Origin of the sequence: Duganella sp. BJB476 (assembly GCF_003416895.1) — a bacterium.
Classification (GTDB): Bacteria; Pseudomonadota; Gammaproteobacteria; order Burkholderiales; family Burkholderiaceae_D; genus Rugamonas.
The window spans coordinates 655,805-682,723 of the sequence record NZ_QVIO01000003.1; the positions used below are offsets into that span (position 1 = coordinate 655,805).

Genomic DNA, 26,919 nt, shown 5'->3' on the forward strand with positions numbered 1-26,919 from the left:
ACGAAGAGAGGTAAAACATGAGTCAAACTGTAGCGGCGATGCGAAAACCTTGCCTTCCGAATACCTTCCGGCATCCAAGTGGTTGATTACAATGAATATTTATTTCAGCTCAGCGCTTGGGCAATTGCCAGTCCGGACGGATGAAATGGCAGGTGTAGCCGTTGGGAATGCGCTCCAGATAGTCCTGGTGCTCCGGTTCGGCCTCCCAGAACGTGCCGGCCGGCGCCACTTCGGTGACCACTTTGCCCGGCCACAAGCCCGATGCATTGACGTCGGCGATGGTGTCCTCGGCCGTCGCCTTCTGTTGCTCGTTGGTATAGTAAATTGCGGAACGATAACTCGTGCCGATGTCGTTACCCTGGCGGTTGCGGGTGCTCGGATCGTGGATCTGGAAGAAGAATTCCAGGATTTTGCGATAGCTGATGACGGCCGGGTCGAAGACGATTTCCAGCGCCTCGGCATGGGTGCCGTGATGGCGATAGGTAGGGTTCGGCACGTCGCCGCCGCTGTAGCCGACGCGCGTCGCCAGCACGCCAGCTTGTTTGCGCACCAGGTCCTGCACGCCCCAGAAGCATCCGCCGGCCAGGATGGCGGTTTCAGTTGTTGTCATGTTCTATCCTTGGTGAGTGTGTCTGTTCAATTTAGTGACGTTCGCCGTTTCTTCAAGGTGAGCCTATCCCACAACAATTGCTGTTGTGCTAAGCTTGAGCGTTGTTGCACACCTAAAAAAACGGGAGTCCTCCATGCATGTAGAACGACGTTCGCGCCCGGACCGGGTCAAAGCCATCGCTGTCAACGCCGGCTTGGCCCTGCTTGAAACCGCCGGCCGTGAAGCCGCCGCTACTTTTCTGGAAGATGCCGGCGTACCCTTGCCGGTGATCGCCCGCGTGCTGTCGGAACCGGACCGGCGCCGCGCCGAAGACATGCGCTAATACCGCGTGGGCGAGTACCAGAGTTCCTTGTTCTGCAACGGCGTTTCTTCCGGCAGGTCGGGATTGGGCAGCTCCAGTACGACGCGCTGGCTCAGCCTGGTACGCCGGATGAGATCTGCATTATACGAGCGGAACAGCTGCTCGAACGAGCCGTCCTTGCGCGCCCGTTTCAATCCCGCCTCCAGCGCCTCGGCCAGCGCCGGGTTGTTCTTGTTGACGAAGAAGTAGACCGCTGCCGGATAGTGCAAGGCCAGCGTCATTTCCACCACCTCCCCTTGCGCCGCATGCTGCTCCGCCTCGCCCCACACCTGGCGTATCGAGCGCGGGAAATAATCGAAGCGCTTCACGGCCAGCATCGCATGCAGATTGTCGGCGGTGGCGCCGGTGACCACGTCAAAGCCGCTGGCCTTGAGCACGGCGGTGTCGGCCCAGTCGTAGCCTTGTCCGATCTTGTATTGCCGCAGTTGATCGAGGGTGCGCACCGCCTCGAATTTGGCGCTGTCCTGGGCGTTGATCACACCGATGCGCCAGCCGGCCAGCCCCATGTCGAGCGGAATGCGCACCGGCAGCAGCAGTTGTTCACGCTCGCGGGTGGTCATCGCCCAGATCACATCGACGTTGCTGCCATGCGCCAGCTCCTGCACGGCGCGGCCTTTGATCGCCTTCACATCCCAGGTCTGCAACTGGTATTTGGCGCCGGACTTGCGCATCACCAGTTCCAGCATCTTCACGAAGTAGCCCCGGTCGAGCTCGATCTGCGGCTGCGGATAGGCAACGCGCATGGGCTCGGCGTGCACGCCAAGCACCGTGAGCATGGCTAGCGCGCAGGCGGCCAGCCATTTCAAAAGATTGTATTTATTGCCAAGTTGCCTCATATGCAAAGAATAGCACAGAGTATTGTCATGCAACCATGAAGACGCGCCGATCAGGGCTTGAGGAGCACTCGGCCGAAAGCCGTATCAGTATGCTGACCGACCGCTTGCGGGTCGATCGCGAAGCGGCAAGTCTGCAGGTAGGCCTCAGCCTGCTGCACCACATCCGGCGCCTGGCCGTTAGACTCGGCGATCACGCGGATCGGCGCGCCATCGCTGCTGACCAGGAAGCGCAGCAGGATGCCGTCGCTGCCGCTGGGCCGGCGGTCGAATTCCTTGAACGCCTGGAAGCGCGCGGACGGCTGGCAACTGTCGGCCACCAGCAAGGGGCGGACAGCGGGACCGTCGCTAAATTGCCAGACAAATTGCATCGGGAAGGAGGCGCCGTTTTTGGCCTCGTCCAGGTTAGGCTGGAACACGCAGCGGGAGATGCCGCGGATGGCGGCATCGTCGAGTATCTGCCATCCGCTGCCTTGGGACACTTCCGGATGCACCACCTTGCCATCGGCGCCGATCTGGAAACGGATCGTCGTCACGCCTTCGATCTCATAGCGCTGCGCCTCTTTCGGCCATTGCGGCTGAGCGCAGGTGGCCGGAGTGAGCAGCGCGTTGAACGGCGCCTGGCTGCGCTGCTCGGCGTGGCTCATCAAGTTGAGCAAACCCAGCAGGCCGGCGGCGGCGCCGACGAAAATCAGTTTCTTGTTCATCGGGCGATGATATCAGACGCCCGCGAAATACCGATCATGCATGGTTGCGACGTAGCGGACCACATTCGGATGCGACCTCACGATGTCGTTGAACGCATCGTCAAAGTCGGCGTCCACCATCGACTCCATGAACGGATAGACCGCTGCATCGGCGGCGCTCGGTTGCGCGCCCAGCATGAATGGCTGATCGCCGAGTATGTCCGCAATCGAGGCGACCGTTTTGCGCACGAGATCCATCAGTTCCGCCGGCGCGTGTCGCCCCATCCCCTGCGCCCGAAGGTTCTTGCCGGCCTGGCGACGGGCCAGATAGCCCACCAACGGACGCAGCGGCCATGGCAGTTTCCTGAAAAAGTAAGCGGTGACTCTCGGAGCATTCACCGGATCGCGCCAGACCCGGTGCACCAGGGCCCAGTACAGATGGTCTTCCACCAGTTTTTCCAGCGCCCATGCCACGCCGCGCTGCTGGCTGGACAGGCCGGTATCGAAATCGATAGCGTATTTCTTTTCCAGGTGCCAGCGAATGAAGGTCGAGTCCGACAGGATCACGCCCTGGTCATCGATATACGGCAGCTTGCCCTTCGGCGCCCGCAAGAGTTTGCCCGTTCGTTTTTGATATGGCAGATTTGCCAGCTTCAATAGCGTTTCAGTCTTCTTCACAAACGGGCTAGCCTCCGAACGTCCGAACGCCGGGCCGAAACCATAAACAGTAATCATCGTCTTGCTTTCCGAGGCAGGAAGGAGCACCGACTATAGCAACCGTTTATTTTTGGATATTGAACGAAAACGACACGGCGCTTATCTCTCCACCAGGTCGAAATCGCCTTGGGTGTAGCGCTCGCCCTGCACGCTGCCGACGCGGAAGATGGCATCGATGGCGGCCAGGTCCGCCGCGCCCAGCGTCACCGCTGCGGCGGCCGTGTTCTCCTCCAGGTGGCCGAGTTGGCGCGCCCCCGGAATCGGCACGATCTGCTCGTCCCGTTGCAACAGCCAGGCCAGCGCCAGTTGCGCCGTCGTGATGCCGTGGCCGGCGGCCAGTTGCTGCAACTGCCCGATCAGCGCCAGATTACTGCGCAAGGCCGCGTCCTGGAAACGCGGCAGCGAGCGACGGAAATCGTCGTGCGCCAGGCCATCGGTCGAAGTCAGCGCGCCGGTCAGGAAGCCCCGGCCCAGCGGGCTGTATGGCACAAAGCCGATGCCCAGCTCGCGGCACACCGGCAGCACCTGGCGCTCCGGTTCGCGGCTCCACAGTGAATACTCGCTTTGCACGGCGGCGATCGGATGCACCGCATGGGCCCGCCGCACAGTTGCAGCCGACACTTCCGACAAGCCCAGGTGGCGCACCTTCCCTTCGCGCACCAGATCCGCCATCACACCCACCACCTCCTCTACCGGCACGGATGGATCGGGCCGGTGCTGGTACAGCAGGTCGATGGTGTCGATCCCCAGGCGCTGCAAGGAGCCGTTCACCGCGACGCGGATATGTTCCGGCCGGCTGTCGACACCGGCCATGCGCTGCAGGCCCTGGCCATGCGGCAAGATGCGGAAGCCAAACTTGGTGGCGATCTGCACTTTGTGGCGCACGCTGCGCAGCGCCTTGCCGACCAGCTCTTCATTGACGTAAGGCCCGTACACCTCGGCCGTGTCGAAGAAGGTCACGCCCAGATCGACCGCGCGCTCCATGGTGCGGATGGACGCCGCGTCGTCGCCGCCGCCATACGCGAAACTCATGCCCATGCAACCAAGGCCGATGGCCGAAACCTGCAAGCCGCCACTACCTAATTTCCGCTGTTTCATACTTTGCTCCGTGTGTGATCAATGGTGAAAATGATACGTTTGCTCTATCATCCATACAATCGCCAGGAAACCACTTGGACCCATGAACGGAATTCAGCAATAGACGCTATGCGGCACGATCTCAACGAACTGGAAATATTTGTCGCCGTGGCGCGCCACCGCAGCTTTCGCAAAGCGGCCGAAGAAAGAAACGTCACCGCCTCATCGCTCAGCCACGCCATGCGCGCGCTGGAAGCACGGCTGGGCATACGCCTGCTGAACCGGACCACCCGCAGCGTGGAGCCCACCGAAGCGGGCAAGCATTTGTACGCGCGGGTGAGTCGCGTGATCGAGGACCTGGAGCAAGCGCTCGATGAAATCAACGGCTTCCGCGATACGATCCAGGGCACGCTCAGGCTGAACGTGCCGCGCCCTGCGGCACGCCTGCTGCTGGCGCCGATGTTGAGCGGCTTCCTGAAGATGCATCCCGGCGTCAAGATCGAAGTCATCACCGACGACCAACTGGTCGACATCGTGGCCGAGGGCTACGACGCCGGCGTGCGCTTCGGCGAGAGCCTGGCGCTGGACATGATCGCCATCCCCATCGGCGCGGCGCAGCGTTTCGCCGTCGTGGCTGCGCCGGAGTTACTGGCCGTGCATGGCCGTCCCGCCAGCCCGCTCGACCTGCGCGGCCTGCCCTGCATCGGCCGTCGCTTCCCCAGCGGCGTGATCTATTCGTGGGAATTTGAACGCGACGGCGAAAACCTGGCCATTAGCGTCGATGGCCCGCTGGTGCTGGACGACGACGCGATGATGGTGGACGCGGCACTGGATGGGGTCGGCATCGCCTTCGTGCACGAGACCTATGCCGTGGAACAAATCCGTCAAGGCAAACTGGTGCGCCTGTTCGAAGACTGGTGCCCGGCCATGCCGGGCTTCTACCTGTACTACCCCAGCCGCAAGCACATGTCGGCGGCGATGCGCGGCTTTGTCGATTGGTGCATCAAGTATCCGCACCAGCGGTCTGGCGAAGCGGGCATGACGCATCATTCGCCGCACGCCACACCGCTTCCGCCACATCCACGGCCTGCGTAACCGCAGTCGACTGCCCCCACGCCTCGAAGACACTCTTCGCCAAGCCGGCATAGGCTTCGGGTATGCTGTCTCGCATGCGCGCTTGCGCATTTTCGCCGAACCTGGTCGATGGAGCACGTCCCGGCAGCACCAGGTTCACCCGCACATTGAATTGCTGCAGTTCCAGCGCAAGCGACTCGGTGAACGCATTGACCGCCGCCTTGCTCGCCGTGTACACCGACAGCAAAGGCAATGGCGTCAAGGTCACGCTGGACGTCACGTTGATGACGATACCCGCCCGCCGCAGCCTGAACTGCGGCAGCACCGCCTGGGTCATCGCGATGGTGCCGAGCGTGTTCGTTTCGAAGACCTCGCGCGCGGTGGCCATGGAAATGCCCTCCAGCGCACCCAGCACGCCTATCCCGGCATTGTTGACCAGCACGTCGATCTGCCCTGCCGCCTCCACTGCACGGCGGATGCTGTCCGGATCGGTGACATCGAGCGCGAGCACGCGCAGATGCTCGGAACGCGGCAGCAGATCCTCGCGCGGCGTACGCATGGTGGCAATGACCTTCCAATCGCGATCGAGGAAGTATCGGGCGGTTTCGAGGCCGAATCCGGATGAGCATCCGGTGACGAGGACGGTTTTCATGGCGACTCCTGTTGAGTGGTTTGCAGTGAGCAAACTATAGTTCGCCGACCTCGGACTTGCTACAATCAGGAGTCCAGATTTAATGAGCGATAGTCCAGATATGATCGATCCCCTCGCAGAAGTCGTCACGTTGCTGCAACCGCAGGCTCGGTTCTCCAAGGTCGTCGGCGCTGCGGGTTCATGGCGTGTACGGCGTTCGGAATCCGGGCAACCGTTCTACAGCGTGATACTCAAAGGTTCGTGTCGCCTCGAAATCAGCGGCCAGGAACCGATCCAATTGCAGCAAGGGGACTTTGTCCTGATTCCGTCGGCTTACCGATTCACGATGACCAGCCTGGAGCCACCAGCATCGGAGGACCTGGATACCCCGCCCATTCAGTTGCCGAACGGCGAGTTCAGACACGGCGTTCAAGACGTGCCGGCCGACACACAGCTGTTGGTAGGCTACTGCACCTTCGGTTCACCCGATGCGGCCTTGCTGGTGTCGCTGCTGCCGCAACTGGTGCACGTACGCGGCGACAAACGGCTATCCACCGTCGTGCAGTTGGTGGGAGAAGAATCGCGGGCGGCGCGGCCGGCGCGGAAAGTGATCCTGGCGCGGCTGCTGGAGGTGCTGCTGATCGAAGCGCTGCGCTCCGCGGCAGGGACCGCGGCATCGCCAGGTCTGCTGCGCGGCCTGGCCGACGAACGCCTCGCTGTCGCACTACGGCGCATACACGAAAACATGACCAAGTCCTGGACGGTCGCGCAACTGGCCAAGGAGGCAGCCCTGTCGCGCTCGACGTTCTTCGAACGGTTCAGCCGCGCATTGGGTGTCGCGCCGATGGCGTATTTGCTCACCTGGCGCATGGCTTGGGCGAAGCACCTGCTGCGACGGCAAGAGACCGGCATCGCCGAGGTTGCTGGACGCGTCGGCTACGGTTCGGCAAGCGCGTTCAGCGTCGCCTTCACCCGCCATGTCGGACTGCCACCGGCGCGTTATGTGCGAGAGCAACTGGAGATGCGGCAGCCGAATTAATCCGTTGGCAGTTCGCGGATTTCCACCCCGCCGCCGGCTTCGTAGTGCGGATTGCCGGTCAGGAAGCGTGCGGCATCGTCGATGCTCTCGGCGCGTACGCGCAGGAAGCCGGTGACATCCAGGCTGGCGGAATCGGTGGGGGCGCCCTTGCGATACAGCGCGCCCTTGCCGATGGAACTACCGCCGTCGAACTGGCCGCTCTGGCGCAGGCCGGTGATGTAGGATTCCCAAAGCGCGCTGCTGGCGGCATCGGGATGCGCGGTATCGTCAAGCATGAGGATGATGTAGTCGTTCATGGTCGCTCGCGGAGTGGAGTTGATGCTGTATTTTATCAGCGTACGATCTCCGAGCCCGTCGCCGGTTATTGAAGCGCCGTCCGCAACGCAGCCAGGGTGAACGGCTTGCAGAGAAAACTCCCTCCCAATTGACGCACCTCTCCCCCTACCCGGCTGTCACCGGAAACAAACACCAGCTTCAAATCAGGTTGCTGCCGGCGCAGCCGGTGAGCGAGCGCCAAACCATCCATGCCGGGCAGGTGTATGTCCGTCAATAAAACATCGAATGTACGAGTCTCCAGCAAGGGCATGGCCGCTTCCGCGCTGGCGATGGCGCAGACGTCGCAGCCCAACATTTCAAGGCTGTCGACAGTCACCTGCAAGGCATCCTCATCGTCTTCGATGAGCAACACGCGCTTGGAAGCAAGTGGCAACTGTGCCGCAGACGCCGGCGCGACGGGATTTGCCTCGCTCAGTAGTTGGCGAACCTTGTGCGCCAACTGCTCGCGTCGATAAGGCTTGGATAGCAGATGAACACCCGGATCCAGCCGGCCGCCGTGAATGATGGCATTCTGTGTATAACCCGAGGTGAACAGTATTTTCAGATCGGGCAGCAGAGCCTTGGCCTGCTGCGCCAGTTCGGTGCTCTTGATCGTGCCCGGCATCACGACGTCAGTGAACAGCAGATCGCAGCGCACGCCGGCACGCAACACTGCCAAGGCGGTATCCGGATTGTCGGCTTTCAGCACTTGATAGCCGAAACTGCGCAGCACGTCGACCACGACGCTTTGCACTGCCGGATCATCTTCCACCACCAGGATAGTCTCACTGCCACCCTTCACGTCCGTACCTGCAGGCTCCGGCACCGTAACGTCCGACGCATGAGACCGGACGAAATACATGCGGACAGTGGTGCCATGCCCGACCTCGCTGTACAGGCGGAAGTGGCCACCGCTTTGCTTGATGAAACCAAAGACCATACTGAGACCGAGTCCGGTACCTCGCCCTTCCGCCTTGGTGGTGAAGAAGGGTTCAACGGCGCGTTCCAGCACGTCCGCCGTCATGCCGCAGCCGGTATCGCTGACGCTAACGACAACGTACTGGCCGGCAGGAATATCCGGTGTCGCCGCGACATAGGCGTCATCCAGCACGGCATTGCCGGCTTCGATGGTCAGCTTGCCGCCATCGGGCATCGCATCGCGGGCATTGATCGCCAAATTCAATAAAACATTTTCCAGCTGGTGCGGATCCAGGACCGTATTCCACAGGCCGTCGGCGACGACCGTTTCGACGGCAATCGATTCCCCCAAGGCGCGTTGCAGCAGTTCCTCGCTATCGGACAGCGTACGGCCAACGTTGAGCACAACCGGCTGCAGCGGCTGGCGACGGGCGAATGCGAGCAGCTGCGAGGAAAGCTTGGCGCCACGTTTCACCGCCTGCAAGGCAGCCTCCACATGGCGCAGGGCTGGCGCTCGCCCGGCTACGTCGAGCATCAACAATTCCAGATTGCTGCCGACGACTTGCAGGATATTGTTGAAATCGTGCGCCACGCCGCCGGTGAGCTTGCCGACTGACTCCAGCCGTTGTGAATGCTGCAGCGCCGCCTGCATGCCCTCCATTTCGAGGCGCTGCGTAATATCGCGGGTGACCTTGGCGAAACCGATCAACTGTCCTTGATCGTCGCGAATGGCATCAATGATGACGTGTGCGCGGAACTTCGTCCCGTCCTTGCGAATGCGCCAGCCTTCTGCTTCGAAACGGCCGTATTGTGTGGCAGTGTCCAGCGCGCGCTTGGGCTCGTTGAGTACCTGGTCTTCAGCCGAATAGAAGCGCGAAAAATGTGTGCCGATCACTTCGTCGGCGGCATACCCTTTGATGCGTTCCGCCCCGGAGTTCCAGTTAGTGATGACGCCGCCTGGCGACAGCATATAGATCGCATAGTCGGTCACGCCTTGCACCAGCAAGCGGAAACGGTTCTCGCTCTCCTGCAAGGCGACTCTCGCCGCCCGCTTCTCATCGATATCGCGGGTGATCTTGGCAAAGCCCAGCAGTTCGCCGTCATCATCGCGCAGGGCGTCAATGACGACCGACGCCCAGAACCTGGTGCCATCTTTCCGCACACGCCAACCTTCGGCTTCGAAGCTGCCGTGCTCGCGGGCGGCCTGCAGGGCCCGCGCCGGAAGTCCTGAACGCTGGTCTTGCTCGCTGTAGAAGCGCGAGAAATGCTGTCCAATAATCTCGTGATCGAGGTAGCCCTTGAAACGGCGAGCGCCAGCGTTCCAGGTGGCGATGGTGCCATCGACGTTGAGCATATAAATGGCGTAGTCAGCCACCTTTTCAACCATGAACTTTGTGCGGCGAAGAATCTCTAACTCTTCCGGGGTAACGGAACTCGTCTCGGTTTTTTTCATGGCGGAAAATGATCTTCACGTGGTGGCGCAAACTGAACAGTTACGCAGCAGATAACTATCATATCGTTTTTAATCCATGAAACAGCGACGCACGATACGATAGCTGTTGTGGATGAGGTCGAAGATTTCTTTTGCGCACTATATCTCCAAGAGGGTGAGGTGCCGAAAGCCTCGGTTCAAGAACCTGCCTATCCTATGAAGATAAACCGATCACTGACGCAGCTGTTTTTCCACTTCATGCACAAGACCCCGTATGTAGCGCACACGGTTTCTAGATGGTCGTTGATGCATTGGTGAACTCAACTCATCAGGTTGACTAAATCCTTCCGCATCGATTTGCCTGCTGATGATGGCGCGGAGCTTCCTGAACTCATCGTCAAAGCATTCGTCGTTAGCGGCGCGCTCTTTCAAGTGCGGCAGCACCTGAAGGAATTCCGGATTACTGGCAAGGTGACGTATCAACGTGCGGCGCGCCCGTGTATCCCTCACGAAGTAATAGCACTGCAAAACAAAGGCCATCGACGCAATGCACACTCCAATGGCTTCAAGCACGATAGCAGGATGCATAGCTCCTCCTAGTCAGCTCTCAAAAAATCAAAAAACTCTCTCTGATTGACTACATGACGCCTGTATCTCTCTATGATATGCACTCCAAATACGATGGCAATAGCCGCACAGGAAAATAAGCGAGCATGTTCAAGCGGAAGTTGCGTGGACAAGAAACCGAACGCTGCTGAGAAAACGAAACTCAGCAACACGCCTGCACCGAACATCGCAACGTTACGAGAAGACAGGCCAATCGCAATGGAATACAGGGCGGCCGTCAGAGCAGCGGACTTAGCCTCGATTTTTCCTGAGAACCAAAGTTCCAATGCCAGCGGCAATAACGGCAGCAACATATGCAACGCTACACATACAAAAAAATTCTGCCAGCCTGCCGACGCATTCAGAGTATCGTTGTTCACATTGCCTCCAGACCGTCGCAGAGTCCTACCCCGCGCAGCTCTCGCGGCGGGAAATATCGGTTAGCGCCATAGGACTACTATCTAAAACTAATCACTGAGTCATAGGCATGCTTACGAATGAGCTCCGTCAGCTTGGCATCCCCCTTGTATTTCGCTTTCAGCGTCTTCAACTGCTTCTGCGCAGGCCGGCAGTATTGGACAACGGCCCGCTCGATCTCCCGCTGTCGCTGCTCGCTTAAGCTCCCGTCGAACTCCCCCGCTGTATGGTCGCATTCATCTGCATTGAGTATGAAATTTTGGATATCCTTCGGGACGAGAGCCGCGATCACATCAATATTGCCGGTCGCAGAATAGAGGATGCGAACATTTTTTGAAGCAGTAAGCGACAGCAAGTAGGCACTTCTATTTTTTTGAAAACTTCCGCTCTGTCCTAGTACGCCAAAAGGAAAACTGACACAACCGAATTTTCCGCGGGAATCAGTCACAGTGCCCCATTCCGCCACATATGGATTCAGCTCGGTGGGACGCATCGCAAAGCCCGAGAGCGCACGGGCCGAATCGACTGGATAGATCTTGTGATCGAAGAGGATGCCCTTCTCCGCCCCCTTCTCGGCATAGCCGATGTCCTTTCCTTGCACGGCGAGATAATAGGTTGCGTTGAACCCATCCTGGTAGTCATCCTGCGAGTTAATTTCCTCAGTCGACAGAGCCCTCCAAGTAACCGACGAGGAAACGGACCTTGCGGACAAACAGCTAAGAATCGCGGCGTTGGAAGGCTCGGCAGCGCGTGCATCCAACACAAGCAGACAGAACACGAAGCTCAGACGTCGGCGTATCATTTGTATTCCCATCCATGCGTAACTTCCAGAAACTGTGGATTGAACTTCCAGAAGATGGTTCCACCGTAAGCTGCTGTCGAATCGTACTGATGTATGCACGCCCATTCGGATCGATCACGCGATGCGCCAACTGATGCTCGATCAGGTCCACGCGTTCGTTCAACACTTCGTCTAGGATCGTCCGCGCCGTCGCCCGGAAACCATGTGCCGTCATGACGTCTTTCGCGTACCCCATGCCGCGCAGCGCCGCATTGATGGTGTTCTCGCTCATGCACGCATCCTCGGTACGCAGACTGGGGAAAACATATTTCCCATGCCCCGTCACGCGATAAAGTTCGCGCAGAATTTCCACGGCTTGTGTGGGGAGCGGCACCATGTGCTCCATCTTCATTTTCATTTTCGCCGCCGGGATGCGCCACTCCGCCGCATCCAGATCGAATTCCCGCCATTCTGCGGCGCGTAATTCGCCCGGACGTACAAACAGCAACGGTGTTAGTTTTAACGCCGCCACGGCCACCACATGACCGTTATAGGCGGATATCGAGCGTAACAACACCGCCAGTTCCTTCGGCTCCGTGATCGCCGCGAAATTCGTCCGCGGTATGGCAACCAGTGCGCCCTTCAGGTCCGGTGTCACGTCGCGCTCCAACCAGCCTATCGCCACACCAAAGCGCAGAATCTGGCCGCACACTTGTTTGATGCGGTGAGCCGAGTCAATCGCACCACGCGCTTCGACGCGCTGTATAACGCCAAGTATGTCGCGGGCCTTGATGGTCGATACCGGCAAGTTGCCAATGAAGGGGAATAGATCGTGTTCCAGCCAGGCCAGCACCTTGTCCTGAGTGTTCGGGCTGCGGCTGGCCTCCATCTTCGTGAGCCACTGACGCGCCAGTGCCTCAAAGGTGTTGTGCTCAGGCTCCAGCAGATCCGCGCGCGCATCGACCTTGTGCTGCTTCGGATCGACACCGGCGCGCAGCTGCTTGCGTGCATCCGCGCACAGCTCACGTGCTTCAGCCAACGATACCTCAGGATAGATGCCAAGAGCCAAAGTCTTGTGCTTGCCATCGAACCGGTAATTCATACGCCAGTACTTATTTGACTCTTTGACAAGCAGGTACAACGATCGGCCGTCGCTATATTTGTCGCCGCTGGGTTTGCCGGAATGCTTGAGTTTCCGTACGAAAAGGTCGGTAAGGGCCATGACTGCCTCCCGGAGTGATCTGGCGCCAATTGAGGGACCAAACTTCCAAGTGAGGGACCTGGCGCTTTTTTGTCCCTCACCCGTCGTGGATTTCATGGTACTCCGACGGATTTGAAGAGACAACAAAAAACCCGCTTCTCCTATGAGGAGAGCGGGTTTTTAGACTTCTTGGTATTTCTTACTGCTGAGTTCTGGTGCGCTTGCCGGAATCGAATTAGCTATGAGATGTTGGTACAAATTCGGCAAAAAGTACCAACACAGGTACCAACAAAACTGAATGGTTCCTGAGTTCGGTTCCGTTTCATTCCCTCCAGGAAAAATTACATCTCGACTGTACTGTAATTTTGCGAATTCAATTATCTCATATTCACGCCTGTTAACAGCAACATTGAAGGATTCCAACATTTTCAAAAACACAAGCACTTAAAATTCCATAACCCCGCCATCTATTGAAATTAATCATAAACCAGACTGAAACATATCTTCGAATAAGGTAATCGACCCAGCCAAAAAATTTAGATGCCTACACAATACAAATTGGCTATAAATTAAGCATAGTGTCAATTTCAAAAATTACTCGCTTTACCTGCTTATAGTAGCGCGAAACTCTTTCATAAGTTACATCTGCCGACTGTCCATGGGCAATAGAATGTCTAAGCGCTACAATACTATTAATGGCATCCTTCGCCTCATCAACTAAAAGTTCGTCAAGTAATTTTTGCCAATTTTTATTCAAGGCAACATAATGCTTGGTGATTTTCTCACAATTTAAGTTTGTAATTCGATTGGTTTGACTGACGACAAAGTCCGCGATTTGAGGTTGGGAACGCTCCTTAACATATTTTGCTGTGGAGCTTCGCACGTACTGTTCTAAATATCCAGAAACTAATACACATAGATATCGTGAAAAATCCGCTCTAAGCTCAATTTCAGTTGAATCAATGTCATTTATGCGCGCAAACGTCGAATCAAGCACATCTTGCGGAGAATTATTTTTCTTACTCATATTCAAGCAAGGAATGCCTCCGCCGCCAATTTCATTCTAACTGACACTTGATCTTCACGCGCGGTAGCTTTCCCAACTGCCGCCAAATAAGACGAATTCTTTACTAGATTTTCATATATTTCTTTTAATTGGCCAGGCAAAAAATCACGTCCTTCAGCCAGTCTCGTTGCAACACCTACCATGACAGATTCGAAGACCGCAACATTGAATGCCCGTTGCAAACGAAAAGCCTTTTTTCCTATTTCAGCCACTATAAGATCAATTGCGGAAATAAAAGCATGTCTAATTATTTCTTCTGATTGCCGGCTAAGATCAGAATTAAATTGAGCATATTTCGTTAAAAAATCTTTCATCGGACTCTTATATGTTCCAAGAGAAAACCGCATAGCCAAAAATCGGAGTATCAACTCCTGATCCTTTAGCGTTTTCGACGGCTTCCCAAATACTGAACGCCACGACGGGGTACTATTTAAGTCTCGCACCAAATACATGAGAGGTCCGGGCGCTAATGCCACACGAATTTCATGAGGGGAAAGCTGAGTACCGCCGGAATTCAATCTTTCAAAAAGGGAATATACACTTGCCAAATCCTGCGCGTTTTTAGTTTTTCTAATAACAGTCGCATGGATAATTGCGTCATCCAAAGTTCTTCGATTTTCCTCATCTAGAGTCTTATACGTTAATCCAACAAACTCCGACTGGACATGCTCCAGTGAAAATTCTTTCTTATTCAGAATTCCGCTATAGAACGCCGCCAGAGTTAATAACCTTTGCTGTCCATCAAGAACAAGCAATCTCTTATTATTTTGCTGGACCAAAAAAATTCCGGGGACAGGAAACCCCAAAAGCAGCGACTCAACAAATCGATCACATTGTATTTTTGACCAAACAAATTTCCGTTGAAAGGCTTCGACATCAATAGCTAAGTCATGTCCTGGATCAAAAGAAGGAACTACAATATCTTGGTTCCCCAATCGCTTCACGAGGCCATCTACAGGATAATCGGCACCGTAAAATGTTAAGTCAAATTGATACTCGACACTTTCATCAAGTATTTCGCCATCATCAATGTTTTCGGAATTTATTAAGGAATCCATAATATTTATTTTATTTTCCAATGTGCCAGTTTAAATAATATAGAATTTGGCAATTTATTAAGTTATTATAAAATCCTCTATCCAAAAAAAGGAATTAGAGGATTTGTCGAATCTTCCTATTACACCAAGGATAACGCCTAAATTCGGCGGCGCAAAGCTAAACATTTGCATGGCATAAAAATCTTCACTCCACCCCACTTGGTGCTGCTCAGCTCGCTAACTCAAACTTTGCATTGTGCAATTCGACGCATGACACCGGCAATCCATACCGGCGCTAAAGGAGCATCAGCCAAGAGCATGGCCTTGTCCTCCGCAGTCAACTTGGCCGTGAGCATCTCGACCACTTGGTCGTCAGTATGGACTTGCTTGAAATGACGTAACGCCTGGATAACCAAACCACTAATGCGCCCGGCCGTCGCCATATTGCGGGGAGTTGTGTGCTTCAACAAAATGCTCTGATTTCCAACGTGCACGGTACGCGACATACCATCAGTCAGAAATGCCAACTTCACTGGAACCTGCTGGGTCAGACCCAACAGATTCGCGGCATAGGCACCAGATGGTTGCAGCCGCAGGCTACCCTTGCCTGCAATTGCCTTGGCAATATCATCGGCCGATGGCAATAGCAGCCCCAAAACTGCATGTGTGCGCGGAACATCGTAAAGTCCGCGTGCCACTCGTCTAAGCGCTCCGGCGGCCGTTAACCGCGAAAGCACCTTATCCACGGCCGCACGGCTACCTAAATGAAGAAAATCTACTGGGCTGAAGACTTTCCCGGCTTCGCTTGAATTCAACACAGAGCGAATTGCCGCATCCACGCTACCGCGAGCAAGCGGATTTTCCGGCACGAGCCGACTGTGCCCAGTAGAAGTTGACGGGATGTACATGTCAGGAAATATAGCACGTTTTTCTGACAACTCGACTGGATATTGAAGTTCAATCCCCAGCAAAGTCGGCACTACAACTCAACTTTAAGCGCCGGTCCTCCGGTTAACAACAATACGTTTCCATGACAAGTACAACCAAAATCGCTCGTAAAATCGGGCCTCAAGTTGCCAAAGAGCACGTATCACAAAGGCTGCTACCTACAACTAAATCACAACTTGCAATATGCAATTTACAAAATTCCAACAATTTTCCTGGCAACAAAAATTTCCACGTTATAATTTGCAATACCATCATCAAGACAGACCAAGTCTAAATGACAACAAATACCAAAATACTATAGAGATACATTATGGAACAATTAATTGAATGGATTAAAGGCCACATCCTCGAAATTGCAATTCCAACTTCTCTTGCTATTGGACTTGTCGTAATACGTGTCCGTAGCATTCAGGCAAAAATTCGAGGGAAAAACAACAATAACCAAGTCGCGGGTCGCGACATAAAGAACTCGACAATACGGGGCAAAAAAAATAAGGTAAACATCAAATAATTCGTGAAAAAGTATAAAGACAATTTATATTATTACAAATAAATTGCTAAACGAATCCAAAAATAAAATGCTCAGCCTCATTCGTTCAATATTCAATAGCAAAAATCGCAAAACTCAGCTTGCCGGCGAATCGATTGCAAACGTCGAGGTAAAAGGGAATAGCAATAATATATTCATCAACTCTCATGGTCTCGATGACGAATTATCTATGGTTTCCGCAGCGCGGAAATATAAGATTCTTCTGTGCATACCATCTTCTGAAAAAAAACGTCATAAGTGGATTGAGTTCTCCCAGAAATTAGCTACGGCGTTGAGAGACAAAGGCTTCGAAATAGTTGAAGCTGGCCATTTGGTGCCACGGGAGAAAGAAGAGTTTATATATCTAGCAGAACAAAGAGAGCTCATGGACAAGAGCTGTCAAGCCCTGCTAATTCTTGCATGTGACAATACTACTTTAAGCCAACTCACGCATTTAACAAGTGTGGTATTAGGAAAAAATAGAACAAGAAAAGAAATTGTTGTCGTGCAAGATGAAAAACTTATTAGCGGAGAGAAATATTTTGAAGAAGGCGCACTAAAGGCAGTTCAAGCCATGGGAAAAGTCATTGAGACGCCGTCCGGCAAAGTACCGTCATTAGATCTAATAGATGAAATTGTGAGTATTTTCACCACATACCGCCATGTGATGCGTTAGCATTACCTGAATATTCTTCCCGATAAAAAATGAGCCACACAAGAATAAATGAATCTATTTTGCTTTGGGCGATTGGGGTGATTCAACCAGGATCACCGGCCGAAGCAATTGAAATTATTGAAAAGGCAACAAAATCAAAGCTTCCTCCTGGTTCGGCTGAAGGTATCACTCTTCAATGTGAACATTACGTGCAACGAGGTTTGTTGCGGCTAGTTCATAAGAAGAAGAATTGGTACAGCCTAACCCATCTTGGGGACGTAAGTATCCCAAAAGTATTGCGACGTCGAAGAGATAGAATCCGATTGTTCTTGCTAAAAAATACGTGGCAATCTAGAATTGCCGATGTAGGCGCGCCAGTCATGCAGAAGTCGGTCGATGTTTCGTCGACCATGCAAAACAGTGGTGAGTACGTACAAGAAGTTCCGCGGCCAACGAAAAGTTGTAACCGCGGCGAGCGCGGTCACGAACGTTTTCGTTGGCCGCGGATCTACGAGCAGATGACTAAAGGATCTGGTTCTGCTAACGGTGCGCCTACCCCTCCCGTTACACCTAATCCACTCACTTTCTACACCTTCTCTGGAAAGCATCGCGGAGAAATTGAAAACCCCTATCCTATTAATGCGCGTGAACTATCGTTAGCCATTGGGATTAGCGCGCGGCTAATTACGTCCATAGCAAAAATACCTGAGAAACATTATCGACGTTTCAAAATACCAAAAGCAAATGGCAGCTTTAGAAATATCGCCTCGCCGAAATTGTTCTTGAAGGTTATTCAGTACTGGCTAAAAGACTATCTTTTATTCAGGTTACCAATACATGAAACGTGTTTTTCCTTTATAAAAAACGTATCCATTGAAGATAACGCAAGTCCGCATACAAAAATGGCATACGTAGGAACCATTGACATCGAGGACTATTTTGGTTCAATTAAGGTAACAGCCGTTCAATCCGTCCTAAAAAGAGCAGGATTTACAGCATCGGCTTCCAGAATTATATCCAAACTTGTCACTTTAGATGACGCACTTCCTCAAGGTGCCCCAACCAGTCCTATTATATCCAACACATTTTTATTTAGATTTGACGAATTTATTTCTAGGTGGTGTAAAACCCATGAGTGTACTTACACCCGATATGCGGATGATGTGACAATTAGCGGGATGAATAAGAGTTCAGTATTGCAGTGTATTGATCGAGCCGAAATATTGCTAAACAGGTATGGACTAAAGCTCAATTCTAAAAAAACACGCATACAGAGTCAGAGTACTCGCCAAGTAGTTACTGGATTAACAGTTAATGAATTAGCCCAGCCGTCTCGCGAACAACGACGCAAGGTTAGAGCGATGCTCCATAACTATCAAATTGGGAAATTAAATGATCCCAAAGAAATCCAACGGCTAAGGGGCTGGATTAGTTATTTTCGATCGTTTGATCATCTTAAAGAAATTTTCCAGATGCCTGCGTAGATTTACCGGACCGCTGTCGTATTGCCAATATTTTGTCTATTCGTGTATTTATTCAGGATATTTTATGTGATTAAAAAAATGACTACAGATTCTTAATAGGATATAAGCAAATTAAATGGAATTTATTTCACCGGGAAGGCCCAAGTAACCGCCCATATTGCTGGTCTTGCTGTGTAGCCCGGCCCTTCGTCCATTCCTGCGCTAACCGAGCCAAATAAGCTGTTGCCGCTGGGGCGACTTGTCCCAGAGATTCCTCCACTAAGACGAACGGATGCCTTCTGCCTGTGCGAAGCAACTGCTGGTTGGTGAAGCCAGCCAGTCGACCATCGGTGCGACTGACGGCATTCCCCCCAAGACGGCCAAGACCTTGCACCAGCACCTCTGCTGCTCGTCCGCGCACTTGGTCTGCCAATGGATGCTGGGACAGCTTCACCCACGCTTGGTATTGTTCTTTCCCCGTTTCCGCGACCATTGCAGGGGAAAAGCCCCGTTCACGCAACGTCTGCAAATCATTCTTTTTCAAGCCACCCAGTATCACCAGTCCATGCTCACCATCAGGCCGTATCCAGACATCGTAGCCACGCGCATTCATGCGCTTGAGCCACGCCATGCTCTTGGCCACTTCAGCCTTGCTCCACCGCCGTTCCTCTTGCTTGCCCTGCGTCGCGTCCACCAGCGTCACCACGAAACGGTCCACACCCATTGCCGTCATTTGCCTTTGCGCTGCTTCAGCGCTGCGATCTCTGACCGCAGCAGTTCCGCTACCGCCTTTGCGTCCAGCGTGTACTGAACCGTCGGCGCTGGCGCCAGCCAAAGCCAGAATACGCTCGCGAGAATCCCCGTCATCAAGCCCGTCAGCACGGTCAGCAGGTAGTGGCTCACTTCCATCCGCTGCCCTGCCTGGTCCAATCGTTCGGCTGCTCTCTCGGCCGCTATCGTCGCATTGCGCCATGACGTGATCGCTGTCTCGACCTGTGCCCGGAATTGTTCGCCCTGCTCCCGGCTGTGCTGCCCGATCTGCTCCAGGCTTGCCCTCGTCTCGTCCGTCAACGCTGCCATCGCCTGCGCCAGCGGCTCCAATAGCGTCGCCAGTTCTTCCGCGCTGGTCAGCTTCGCCTGGCGCAGGCTCTCGATCTGCTGGTTCAGCGCTTCCACCCGCGCCGCGTTCGAGGCAGCGGCCAACTGCCGCACCGTCTCGCTCTTTGTCATAGCTCACCCCGCGTTTCGCCAGCCCCATCGGGCTGTAACCCTTCCCCAGGTCGCTGCCTTTCATCATCACGCCATCCAGCCGATACGAAAGGCCCGACATCTTGCGGCCTTCCAGCTGCGTGACCGGCACCAGCTCGACGCCAACCGCCGCCAGGCGCTCGGCGTATTCGCTGAAGCTGTGGCAATGGGCGGCAGCGCCATCGCACAGCTGCTGCAAGCGCTGGCGCGTTGACGGCACGCCAGTGCGTAAGCCTTCCTCGATCTCACCCTTGGTCAGCGCGTGGCGCTGCACCTCGATTGATGGCGTCACGCGCTGCAGGTCAAATTCGCGCTCGATGGCGCGCATCAGCGTCTCCTGGCGTCGATAATCATGGCTGTCAGATGTAACGCCGCCATCAAAGCGGATGCGGTTCACCAGCAGGTGAATATGCTCGTGCTCCGTGTCCGTGTGACGCGTCACCAGGTACTGATTGTTCTCCAACCCCATGCCATGCAAATAACGCTGCGCCACCTGCTGCCACTGCTCGTCGCTTAAGTGCTCCCCTGGTGCCGCCGACAGCGACACATGCAGCACCGCCTTGCCCAGCTTGGGTCTCAGCTTGCGCACCTCGCCGAATTCCTTCGCCAGCTCACGCGGCGTGGTGCCGCTCATGTTGGTGTCGATGACGCGGCCGTGCTCTTTGCTCAAGTCGTAATCGAGTGCGCCACGAAAGCCCTTTCCTTTGACGGCCTTAGCGATCATCGTCGGTCGCCTCCACGCCGAGCAAGGCTTGGCGCAAGCGCTGCGTCTCCGTCAGCAAGCGCGCTAACAAGGCGTCGGCCACCGTCACCTTGCGCCCTTCGTTAGCCAAGCGTGTGAGCTGGTTCAGGTTCGACGCCAGGCGCGCCAGTTCGACGTACTGCTCTCGGTTGATCGCAGCGACGGGGGGCGACGGCAAACGCCGTGATAGCGCGGCGGTCCGCAGCCATTGGGCCGGTTTCATATGCATGGCGGCGGAACGTTCGCACAGCGTGGCGTATTCGGTGATGGAGACGCGCACACCGATGACGGCGGTGCGCACGGCGGCAGGGTCGCCTTTACGGCGGCCGCCCTTGGACTTGCGAGGAGTGAGGTCGGTATTCATCACACGGCCTGGCGGGCTTTGGTGAGCGAAGCGAATGCAGTTAGGCGAGCGCAGCGAGAGTAGCCCCGCAGGGCAAGCCACGTTTGAGTGAAACGAAAACATGGCTTGCTCCTAGCCCGACGGCACATCCCCTACCACTGTAAACGGACTGTGCCGTTACACGCTGAGCCGCATCAAACGTCGGAGGTGTCGCACCGTCCGCAGCACCCAAGGTGCCACCACGACAAGGTATGCAACGCCGCAGAGTTTCCGACACGACAGCCGCACCATGGCAGATTGCGCGGCATCCACTTTGCGGCGCGTCAAATGCACTGCGGAATCTCGACGGCCGCTGCGCTCGCTCAACATTTTCACTACGCCGCCGACCAGAATAGCAACAGGCAGCCGCAACGGCGCGGCGCCTTTCCACAGCAAGGCCTCGCACCATGCGCATCTTCAACATCGACCAAGCACAAGCCTTTCTCAGAATGCACAAAGAAGTGCTGCGCAATCAGGTCACGCCAAGCCAACTTTCTCTGAAATGAATACCGACCAGTGGAGGCCAATATGAACAACAACGATAACCAACCCACAGCGTGCAGATTGATGCGATTGCGGGAAGTCCTTCACATCTGCGGGATGTCCCGGACATCGCTGTATCGCGTGATGAAAGCGCATGAATTTCCGACTCCGGTCAAGCTGTCCGCTCGATCAATTGGGTGGCGCCAGGACGAAGTGCTTGAATGGGTGGAGAATCGGTCGAAGTCGCGCAGCTGGTAACATCAGGCGCCCTACGGAACTGAAGCGCAGCTAAGCTTCGTCGTCACCATAGGGCACTACGATAATTCACTCATGCTCCGGTCTCGAAAGAATGACTTCTCCATCGAAGCGCAGCTTATCCAAATAGTCGGCCCAGCGCTGCATCATCGCGAGGCGCGCCGGCAGGTGCGCGGTGCGGTTGTATGCACGCCCGTTCGGATCGATCACTCTATGCGCCAGTTGATGCTCAATCAGATCAACACGTTCACCCAAGACTTCATCGAGGATGGTCCTCGCCGTCGCACGGAACCCGTGCGCGGTCATGACTTCTTTCGCATAGCCCATGCCGCGCAACGCGGCGTTGATGGTGTTCTCGCTCATACAAGCGTCGCCGGTACGAAAACTTGGGAACACAAATTTTCCGTGGCCTGTCACACGATGCAGTTGACGCAGGATCTCCACCGCCTGCCGCGCCAGAGGCACCATGTGCTCCACCTTCATCTTCATTTTCGACGCCGGGATGCGCCACTCCGCCGCGTCCAGATCGAATTCGCGCCATTCTGCGGTCCGCAATTCGCCCGGACGTACAAACAGCAGCGGCGAAAGCTTAAGCGCCGCCACGGCCACAAAATGGCCGTTGTAGCCGTATATGGAACGCATAAGGGCCCCGAGCTTCTTCGGCTCCGTGATCGCGGCAAAATTAGTTCGGGGCACAGAGATCAGCGCCCCCCTCAGGTCCGCCGTCACGTCACGCTCCACCACGCCGATCGCCACGCCGTATCGCATGATCTGGCCGCAGACCTGCTTGATGCGATGGGCCGAATCAATTGCGCCTCGCGTCTCGACCTTCTGTACCACCGTCAGGATGTCACGCGGCTTGATCAACGTCACCGGCAGCTTGCCAAGGTAGGGAAACAAGTCATGCCTCAACCAAGCCTCCACCTTCTCCTGGGTGCTGGCCGAGCGACTGTGCGACATCATCGCCAGCCAAGCCAATGCCAGCCCTTCAAAGGTGTTGGCTGCCTCTTGAACCTTGTTTGCTTTAGTCTCGCGTTTGAGCTGGCTCGGATCAATACCAGCCGCCAGGGCCTCGCGAGCCTCGGTACGAAGCTTGCGGGCCTGAGCCAGCGAAACTCCAGGATAAACACCAAGCGCCAGCGTCTTTTGCTTACCGAGCCACCTGTAGCTCATGCGCCAGTACTTGTGTGTCTTTTTGACCAGCAAGAACATACCCTCGCCGTCGGAATACTTATCTCCAGCTGTCGCCCCGCTATGCTTGACGTGCCGGATAAAGGTGTCTGTCAGTGCCATAGTTGACTCCGGTGTTGGTACTTTTTTTACCTGCTGAGGTAAGTACCAACAGAAATACCAACCAGATGTTGGTATTTCATGCTAATTCATTAAACGTCCGGGTACAACAAAAAACCCGCTTCTCCTATGGGAAAAGCGGGTTTCGGTACTTCTTGGTATTTCTTACTGCTGAGTTCTGGTGCCGCTTGCCGGAATCGAACTGGCGACCTTTTCATTACGAATGAACTGCTCTACCAACTGAGCTAAAGCGGCGAAGTCGCACATTCTAACAAATATTTCTTGCTACACGCTAGTCCCAACACGATAAATTTTAGCCATGCTGCAAAAATGTCATTGCTTTGTGCGATTTTGAAGCTTCTCAGCCTGCGTGGTAGCCCGTCACCACCGCCACTTCGTCCCGCGAGCCCAGGAACACCGGCACGCGCTGGTGCAGCTTGTGCGGCTGGATCTCCATGATGCGGTTCTGGCCGTCGGTGGCCGCGCCGCCCGCCTGCTCGACGATGAAGGCCATCGGATTCGCCTCATACATCAAACGCAGCTTGCCTGGCATCGACGTGTCGCGCGTGTCGGCTGGGTACATGAAGATGCCGCCGCGGTTCAGGATACGGTGCACGTCGGCCACCATCGAGGCGATCCAGCGCATGTTGAAGTTGGTGCCGCGCGGGCCGGTGTCGCCGGCCAGCAGTTCGCTGACGTAGCGCTGCACCGGCGCATGCCAGTGGCGCTGGTTCGACATATTGATCGCGAATTCCTTGGTCTTGGCCGGGATCTGCATGTTGCGCTGCGTGAGCACCCACGAACCCATCTCGCGGTCCAGCGTGAAGCAGTTGACGCCATTGCCGGTGGTGAGCACCAGCATGGTCTGCGGGCCGTACACGGCGTAGCCTGCGGCCACTTGCTTGGTGCCGGCTTGCATGAAGTCCGCTTCGGTCGGCTGGCCCATGCCTTCAGGCGCCTTCAGCACCGAGAAGATGGTGCCGATCGAGACGTTGACGTCGATGTTCGACGAGCCGTCCAATGGGTCGAACAGCAGCATGTATTCGCCTTTTGGATAGCGGTTCGGGATCGGGTGGATCGATTCCATCTCTTCCGACGCCATCGCCGCCAGGTGGCCGCCCCATTCGTTCGCTTCCAGCAGGATTTCGTTGGAGATGATGTCCAGCTTCTTCTGCACTTCGCCCTGGATGTTTTCGGTGTCGGCGGTGCCGAGCACTTCACCCAGCGCGCCTTTGCCTACCGAGTGGCTGATGGTTTTGCAGGCGCGTGCTACCACTTCGATCAACAGGCGCAGTTCGGCCGGGATCGAGTTGTTCTGGCGCTGTTCTTCCACCAGATATTGTGTGAGGCTGATGCGTTTCATGGTTTCCCTTGAGGTGAAGATAAATCGTATAAATTGTTATGCTTAATTGGCGAGCGCTTTGGTGACCACTTCCAGCACGTCGTTCGACAGCTTGGCGCGGCCGGCGACTTTCTCCAGTGCGCGCTTCATCTTTGCCTGCAGCGCCGGCGCGTAACGGCGCCAGCGGTCCATGCCGCGCGCCAGGCGTGCCGCCACCTGCGGGTTGATCGCGTCCAGCTTGATCACGAACTCGGCCCAGAATTCATACGCGCTGCCATCCGCCGCATGGAACTGCGACGGATTGGCGCTGATGAAGCTGAAGATCAGGCTGCGCGCGCGGTTCGGATTCTTCAGCGTGAAGGCCGGATGCTGCATCAGCTTGCGCACGGCGGCGACGTTGGTGGTCGGCGCGGCGGCCTGCATGGCGAACCATTTGTCGATCACCAGTGCCTCGTTTTCGAAGTCCTGGTAGAACGCCTTCAGGTACGGCCCCGCTTCGGCGCCGCTGTGTATCATCGAGACCAGCGCGGCGGAACGGTCGGTCATGTTGCCGGCCTTTTCGAACTGCTGCTGCGCGAGCTTCAGCTCCGCCATGTCCGGCGCCACCATCAGGTAGGACAGGCACAGATTCCGCAGCGCGCGCTTGCCGGCCGACAGCGCGTCCGGGCTGTAGGCGCCGGGCGTCTGGTTGGCGTGGTATTGCGCCAGCAGCTCGGTCTTCAGGACCGCGCCGATGGTGCGGCGCATGAACTGGCGCGCCACATGGATCGCCTGCGGATCGACCACGTCCATCTGCTCGGCGATGATGATTTCCGACGGCAGTATCAGCGCCAGTTCGCGGAAGGCCGGATCGAGCGACTCGTCGGTCAGCACGGCGCGCTGGGCGTTGAGGAAGGTGGCGTCCAACTTCAGATTGGCGTCGCTGCCGCCTGCCAGCGCCACTTGCGCGGTCAGCTTCAGCAGACGCTCCATCGCCAGCCGCTGGCCCGCTTCCCAGCGGTTGACCGGGTCGCTGTCATGGCTGAACAGGTGCAGCAGCTCGTCGTCGGTGTAGTCGTATTCGAGGATCACCGGCGCCGAGAAGTCGCGCAGGATCGATGGCGTCGGCCGTTCGTCGACGTTGCGGAAGCGGAATATCTGCTCCTGCTCGGTCAGCTCCAGCACCACCGTGGTGGCGCCCTTGGCGTGCTTGCCGCCTTCCAGGGTCAGCGGCAGGTCCTTGCCGCTGGCGCTCAGCAGGCCGACCGCCACCGGAATGTGGAACGGCAGCTTGTCGGCCTGGCCGGCGGAGGCCGGGCAGCGCTGGCTGAGGATGATGTCGAAGTTGCGCTTGACGGCGTCGTAGCGGGTGCGCGCGGTGACGATGGGCGTGCCGGCCTGCGAATACCAGCGCTCGAACTGGTGCAGGTCGCGGCCGTTGGCGTCGGCCATGGCGGCGCGGAAGTCGTCGCATTCGACGGCCTGGCCATCGTGGCGCTTGAAGTACAGGTCCATGCCCTTGCGGAAGCCGTCGCGGCCCACCAGGGTCTGGTACATGCGCACCACTTCGGCGCCTTTTTCATACACGGTGACGGTGTAGAAGTTGTTGATCTCCACGAAGGAGTCGGGCCGCACCGGGTGCGACATCGGGCCCGCGTCCTCCGGGAACTGGGCCTGGCGCAGGGTGCGCACCTGGTCGATGCGGGTGACGGCGCGGCCGCTGTCGGTGCCGATCATGTCGGCGGAAAACTCCTGGTCGCGGAACACGGTCAGGCCTTCCTTCAGCGACAGCTGGAACCAATCGCGGCAGGTCACGCGGTTGCCGGTCCAGTTGTGGAAGTACTCGTGGCCGACCACGGCTTCGATGCCGGCGTAGTCGATGTCGGTCGCCACGCGCGGGTTGGCCAGTACGAACTTGGTGTTGAAGATGTTCAGGCCCTTGTTTTCCATCGCGCCCATGTTGAAGTCGCCCACGGCGACGATCATGAAGCGGTCCAGGTCCAGCTCCAGGCCGAAGCGTTCCTCGTCCCAGCGGATCGAGTTCTTCAGCGACTGCATGGCGTAGTCGGTCTTGTCGAGGTTGCCCTCTTCCACCCACACTTGCAGCAGCACTTCGCGGCCCGATTGCAGCGTGTAGCGCTCTTCCTGGCACACCAGGCGCGCCGCCACCAGCGCGAACAGGTAGGACGGCTTCTTGAACGGGTCTTCCCACTTGGCGTAGTGGCGACCGTCGCCGAGTTCGCCCTCCTCGATCAGGTTGCCGTTCGACAGCAGCACCGGATAGGCGGCCTTGTCGGCGCGCAGCATCACGGTGTACTTGGCCATCACGTCCGGACGGTCCGGGAAATAGGTGATGCGGCGGAAGCCTTCGGCCTCGCACTGCGTGAAGAAATTGCCGTTCGAGACGTACAGGCCGGACAAGCTGGTGTTCTGCACCGGCGCGCACAGCGTTTCGATTTCCAGCACCACTTTGGCCGGGGCCTTGCGGATGATCAGCGTGCTGCCGTCCAGTTGATATTCCGTCGGCGCCAGCGGCTTGCCGTTCAGGCGCAGCGCCACCAGTTCGATCTCCTCGCCATGCAGCACGATGTCGTGGCTTGCGCGGCCCCGGCTGGCCGGGTTCTGCCGCATGGTGATGCGGTTGGCGACCACGGTGCGGTCGGGATCGAGGTCGAAACCGAGTTCTACGGTATCAACCAGGTAGCTTGGCGCGGTGTAATCTTTGCGGAATATCGTCTTAGGACTGCTGTCTGTGCGCATTGGAGGACTCTGGTGACGTGAGCAAAGGCCTATTTTACCAAT

Annotated in this window: 27 protein-coding genes, 1 tRNA gene and 1 pseudogene; 6 read left to right on the forward strand and 23 right to left on the reverse strand. The window is 56.3% G+C overall.

Going from position 1 to position 26,919, the window contains the following annotated elements; translation table 11 throughout:
* Positions 1 to 109 precede the first annotated feature (109 nt).
* On the reverse strand, positions 110 to 610 hold the full coding sequence (gene msrA, locus D0T21_RS16220; RefSeq protein WP_116990630.1) for a peptide-methionine (S)-S-oxide reductase MsrA: 501 nt from the start codon (positions 608 to 610) through the stop codon (positions 110 to 112).
* 133 nt (positions 611 to 743) lie between these two features.
* On the opposite strand from msrA, the gene D0T21_RS16225 reads away from it, so the two are divergent.
* Positions 744 to 932 (forward strand): hypothetical protein, encoded by a 189-nt coding sequence (locus tag D0T21_RS16225; protein ID WP_116990631.1) that lies wholly within the window; start codon positions 744 to 746, stop codon positions 930 to 932.
* Here the strand turns inward: D0T21_RS16225 and D0T21_RS16230 are convergent.
* The 4 genes from D0T21_RS16230 to D0T21_RS16245 all read right to left on the reverse strand — a co-directional run bounded on the left by D0T21_RS16230 (position 929) and on the right by D0T21_RS16245 (position 4,305).
* Complete coding sequence (locus D0T21_RS16230; protein ID WP_158568014.1) at positions 929 to 1,747, reverse strand: ABC transporter substrate-binding protein; 819 nt, start codon at positions 1,745 to 1,747, stop codon at positions 929 to 931. The genes D0T21_RS16225 and D0T21_RS16230 overlap by 4 nt on opposite strands.
* Positions 1,748 to 1,857: 110 nt before the next feature.
* Positions 1,858 to 2,511, reverse strand: coding sequence for an energy transducer TonB (locus tag D0T21_RS16235; RefSeq protein ID WP_116990633.1), 654 nt, complete (start codon positions 2,509 to 2,511; stop codon positions 1,858 to 1,860).
* A gap of 12 nt (positions 2,512 to 2,523) precedes the next feature.
* On the reverse strand, positions 2,524 to 3,225 hold the full coding sequence (locus D0T21_RS16240; RefSeq protein ID WP_116990634.1) for a glutathione S-transferase family protein: 702 nt from the start codon (positions 3,223 to 3,225) through the stop codon (positions 2,524 to 2,526).
* 81 nt (positions 3,226 to 3,306) lie between these two features.
* On the reverse strand, positions 3,307 to 4,305 hold the full coding sequence (locus D0T21_RS16245) for an aldo/keto reductase (RefSeq protein ID WP_116994429.1): 999 nt from the start codon (positions 4,303 to 4,305) through the stop codon (positions 3,307 to 3,309).
* A gap of 108 nt (positions 4,306 to 4,413) precedes the next feature.
* On the opposite strand from D0T21_RS16245, the gene D0T21_RS16250 reads away from it, so the two are divergent.
* Positions 4,414 to 5,379, forward strand: a complete 966-nt coding sequence (locus D0T21_RS16250) for a LysR family transcriptional regulator (protein ID WP_116990636.1) — start codon at positions 4,414 to 4,416, stop codon at positions 5,377 to 5,379.
* Here D0T21_RS16250 and D0T21_RS16255 read toward each other — a convergent pair.
* Entirely contained in the window at positions 5,288 to 6,010 is a 723-nt protein-coding gene (locus D0T21_RS16255) for an SDR family oxidoreductase (protein WP_116990637.1), read from the reverse strand. The genes D0T21_RS16250 and D0T21_RS16255 overlap by 92 nt on opposite strands.
* 100 nt (positions 6,011 to 6,110) lie before the next feature.
* Between D0T21_RS16255 and D0T21_RS16260 the strand changes: the two genes are divergently transcribed.
* A complete protein-coding gene (locus D0T21_RS16260; RefSeq protein WP_116990638.1) occupies positions 6,111 to 7,028 on the forward strand; it encodes an AraC family transcriptional regulator in 918 nt (305 codons plus the stop codon).
* Here D0T21_RS16260 and D0T21_RS16265 read toward each other — a convergent pair.
* From D0T21_RS16265 to D0T21_RS16300, 9 genes are all read right to left on the reverse strand, one after another.
* Complete coding sequence (locus tag D0T21_RS16265) at positions 7,025 to 7,324, reverse strand: hypothetical protein (RefSeq protein ID WP_116990639.1); 300 nt, start codon at positions 7,322 to 7,324, stop codon at positions 7,025 to 7,027. The genes D0T21_RS16260 and D0T21_RS16265 overlap by 4 nt on opposite strands.
* 65 nt (positions 7,325 to 7,389) lie before the next feature.
* Positions 7,390 to 9,648 carry a PAS domain S-box protein gene (locus tag D0T21_RS16270; protein WP_116990640.1) on the reverse strand — a complete coding sequence of 753 codons (2,259 nt, stop codon included), beginning with the start codon at positions 9,646 to 9,648 and terminating at the stop codon, positions 7,390 to 7,392.
* 276 nt (positions 9,649 to 9,924) lie between these two features.
* Positions 9,925 to 10,281: a hypothetical protein gene (locus tag D0T21_RS16275; protein WP_116990641.1), complete on the reverse strand. Its 357-nt coding sequence runs from the start codon at positions 10,279 to 10,281 to the stop codon at positions 9,925 to 9,927.
* 8 nt (positions 10,282 to 10,289) lie between these two features.
* On the reverse strand, positions 10,290 to 10,679 hold the full coding sequence (locus D0T21_RS16280) for a hypothetical protein (protein WP_147328118.1): 390 nt from the start codon (positions 10,677 to 10,679) through the stop codon (positions 10,290 to 10,292).
* Positions 10,680 to 10,756: 77 nt separating this feature from the next.
* On the reverse strand, positions 10,757 to 11,518 hold the full coding sequence (locus D0T21_RS16285; RefSeq protein ID WP_147328119.1) for a hypothetical protein: 762 nt from the start codon (positions 11,516 to 11,518) through the stop codon (positions 10,757 to 10,759).
* On the reverse strand, positions 11,433 to 12,719 hold the full coding sequence (locus D0T21_RS16290) for an integrase arm-type DNA-binding domain-containing protein (protein WP_229211500.1): 1,287 nt from the start codon (positions 12,717 to 12,719) through the stop codon (positions 11,433 to 11,435). The genes D0T21_RS16285 and D0T21_RS16290 overlap by 86 nt, the downstream gene beginning before the upstream one ends.
* Positions 12,720 to 13,260: 541 nt before the next feature.
* Positions 13,261 to 13,725 carry a HEPN domain-containing protein gene (locus D0T21_RS31725; protein WP_147328120.1) on the reverse strand — a complete coding sequence of 155 codons (465 nt, stop codon included), beginning with the start codon at positions 13,723 to 13,725 and terminating at the stop codon, positions 13,261 to 13,263.
* Positions 13,726 to 13,727: 2 nt separating this feature from the next.
* Positions 13,728 to 14,822, reverse strand: coding sequence for a DUF262 domain-containing protein (locus tag D0T21_RS16295; protein WP_116994430.1), 1,095 nt, complete (start codon positions 14,820 to 14,822; stop codon positions 13,728 to 13,730).
* Between the two features lie 221 nt (positions 14,823 to 15,043).
* Positions 15,044 to 15,781 (reverse strand): DUF6088 family protein, encoded by a 738-nt coding sequence (locus D0T21_RS16300; RefSeq protein WP_199539638.1) that lies wholly within the window; start codon positions 15,779 to 15,781, stop codon positions 15,044 to 15,046.
* A gap of 546 nt (positions 15,782 to 16,327) precedes the next feature.
* Between D0T21_RS16300 and D0T21_RS31730 the strand changes: the two genes are divergently transcribed.
* Together D0T21_RS31730 and D0T21_RS16305 are read left to right on the forward strand one after the other, a co-directional pair.
* Complete coding sequence (locus D0T21_RS31730; RefSeq protein WP_147328121.1) at positions 16,328 to 16,954, forward strand: hypothetical protein; 627 nt, start codon at positions 16,328 to 16,330, stop codon at positions 16,952 to 16,954.
* 29 nt (positions 16,955 to 16,983) lie between these two features.
* Positions 16,984 to 18,417 carry a retron St85 family RNA-directed DNA polymerase gene (locus D0T21_RS16305; protein ID WP_116994431.1) on the forward strand — a complete coding sequence of 478 codons (1,434 nt, stop codon included), beginning with the start codon at positions 16,984 to 16,986 and terminating at the stop codon, positions 18,415 to 18,417.
* 127 nt (positions 18,418 to 18,544) lie between these two features.
* Here D0T21_RS16305 and D0T21_RS32470 read toward each other — a convergent pair whose 3' ends face one another.
* From D0T21_RS32470 to mobC, 4 genes and pseudogenes are all read right to left on the reverse strand, one after another.
* Positions 18,545 to 19,129 carry a DNA-primase RepB domain-containing protein gene (locus D0T21_RS32470; RefSeq protein ID WP_307720717.1) on the reverse strand — a complete coding sequence of 195 codons (585 nt, stop codon included), beginning with the start codon at positions 19,127 to 19,129 and terminating at the stop codon, positions 18,545 to 18,547.
* Complete coding sequence (locus D0T21_RS32475; protein WP_307720718.1) at positions 19,126 to 19,626, reverse strand: IncQ-type mobilization protein MobB; 501 nt, start codon at positions 19,624 to 19,626, stop codon at positions 19,126 to 19,128. The genes D0T21_RS32470 and D0T21_RS32475 overlap by 4 nt, the downstream gene beginning before the upstream one ends.
* A gap of 328 nt (positions 19,627 to 19,954) precedes the next feature.
* Positions 19,955 to 20,368: pseudogene (locus D0T21_RS32870) on the reverse strand (relaxase/mobilization nuclease domain-containing protein); the annotation flags it as partial.
* Positions 20,358 to 20,750, reverse strand: coding sequence for a plasmid mobilization relaxosome protein MobC (mobC, locus tag D0T21_RS16315; RefSeq protein WP_116994433.1), 393 nt, complete (start codon positions 20,748 to 20,750; stop codon positions 20,358 to 20,360). The pseudogene D0T21_RS32870 and the gene mobC, both read right to left, overlap by 11 nt.
* Before the next feature lie 585 nt (positions 20,751 to 21,335).
* On the opposite strand from mobC, the gene D0T21_RS16320 reads away from it, so the two are divergent.
* On the forward strand, positions 21,336 to 21,509 hold the full coding sequence (locus D0T21_RS16320; RefSeq protein WP_301546342.1) for an AlpA family transcriptional regulator: 174 nt from the start codon (positions 21,336 to 21,338) through the stop codon (positions 21,507 to 21,509).
* Positions 21,510 to 21,575: 66 nt separating this feature from the next.
* On the opposite strand, the gene D0T21_RS16325 is transcribed toward D0T21_RS16320, so the two are convergent.
* The 4 genes from D0T21_RS16325 to pepN form a co-directional block, all read right to left on the reverse strand.
* On the reverse strand, positions 21,576 to 22,799 hold the full coding sequence (locus tag D0T21_RS16325; RefSeq protein WP_116994435.1) for an integrase arm-type DNA-binding domain-containing protein: 1,224 nt from the start codon (positions 22,797 to 22,799) through the stop codon (positions 21,576 to 21,578).
* Positions 22,800 to 22,975: 176 nt separating this feature from the next.
* Positions 22,976 to 23,051 (reverse strand) — tRNA-Thr (locus tag D0T21_RS16330).
* Between the two features lie 106 nt (positions 23,052 to 23,157).
* On the reverse strand, positions 23,158 to 24,159 hold the full coding sequence (locus D0T21_RS16335) for a class 1 fructose-bisphosphatase (RefSeq protein ID WP_116991451.1): 1,002 nt from the start codon (positions 24,157 to 24,159) through the stop codon (positions 23,158 to 23,160).
* Between the two features lie 42 nt (positions 24,160 to 24,201).
* Entirely contained in the window at positions 24,202 to 26,877 is a 2,676-nt protein-coding gene (gene pepN / locus D0T21_RS16340; RefSeq protein ID WP_116991452.1) for an aminopeptidase N, read from the reverse strand.
* Between the last annotated feature and the right edge of the window lie 42 nt (positions 26,878 to 26,919).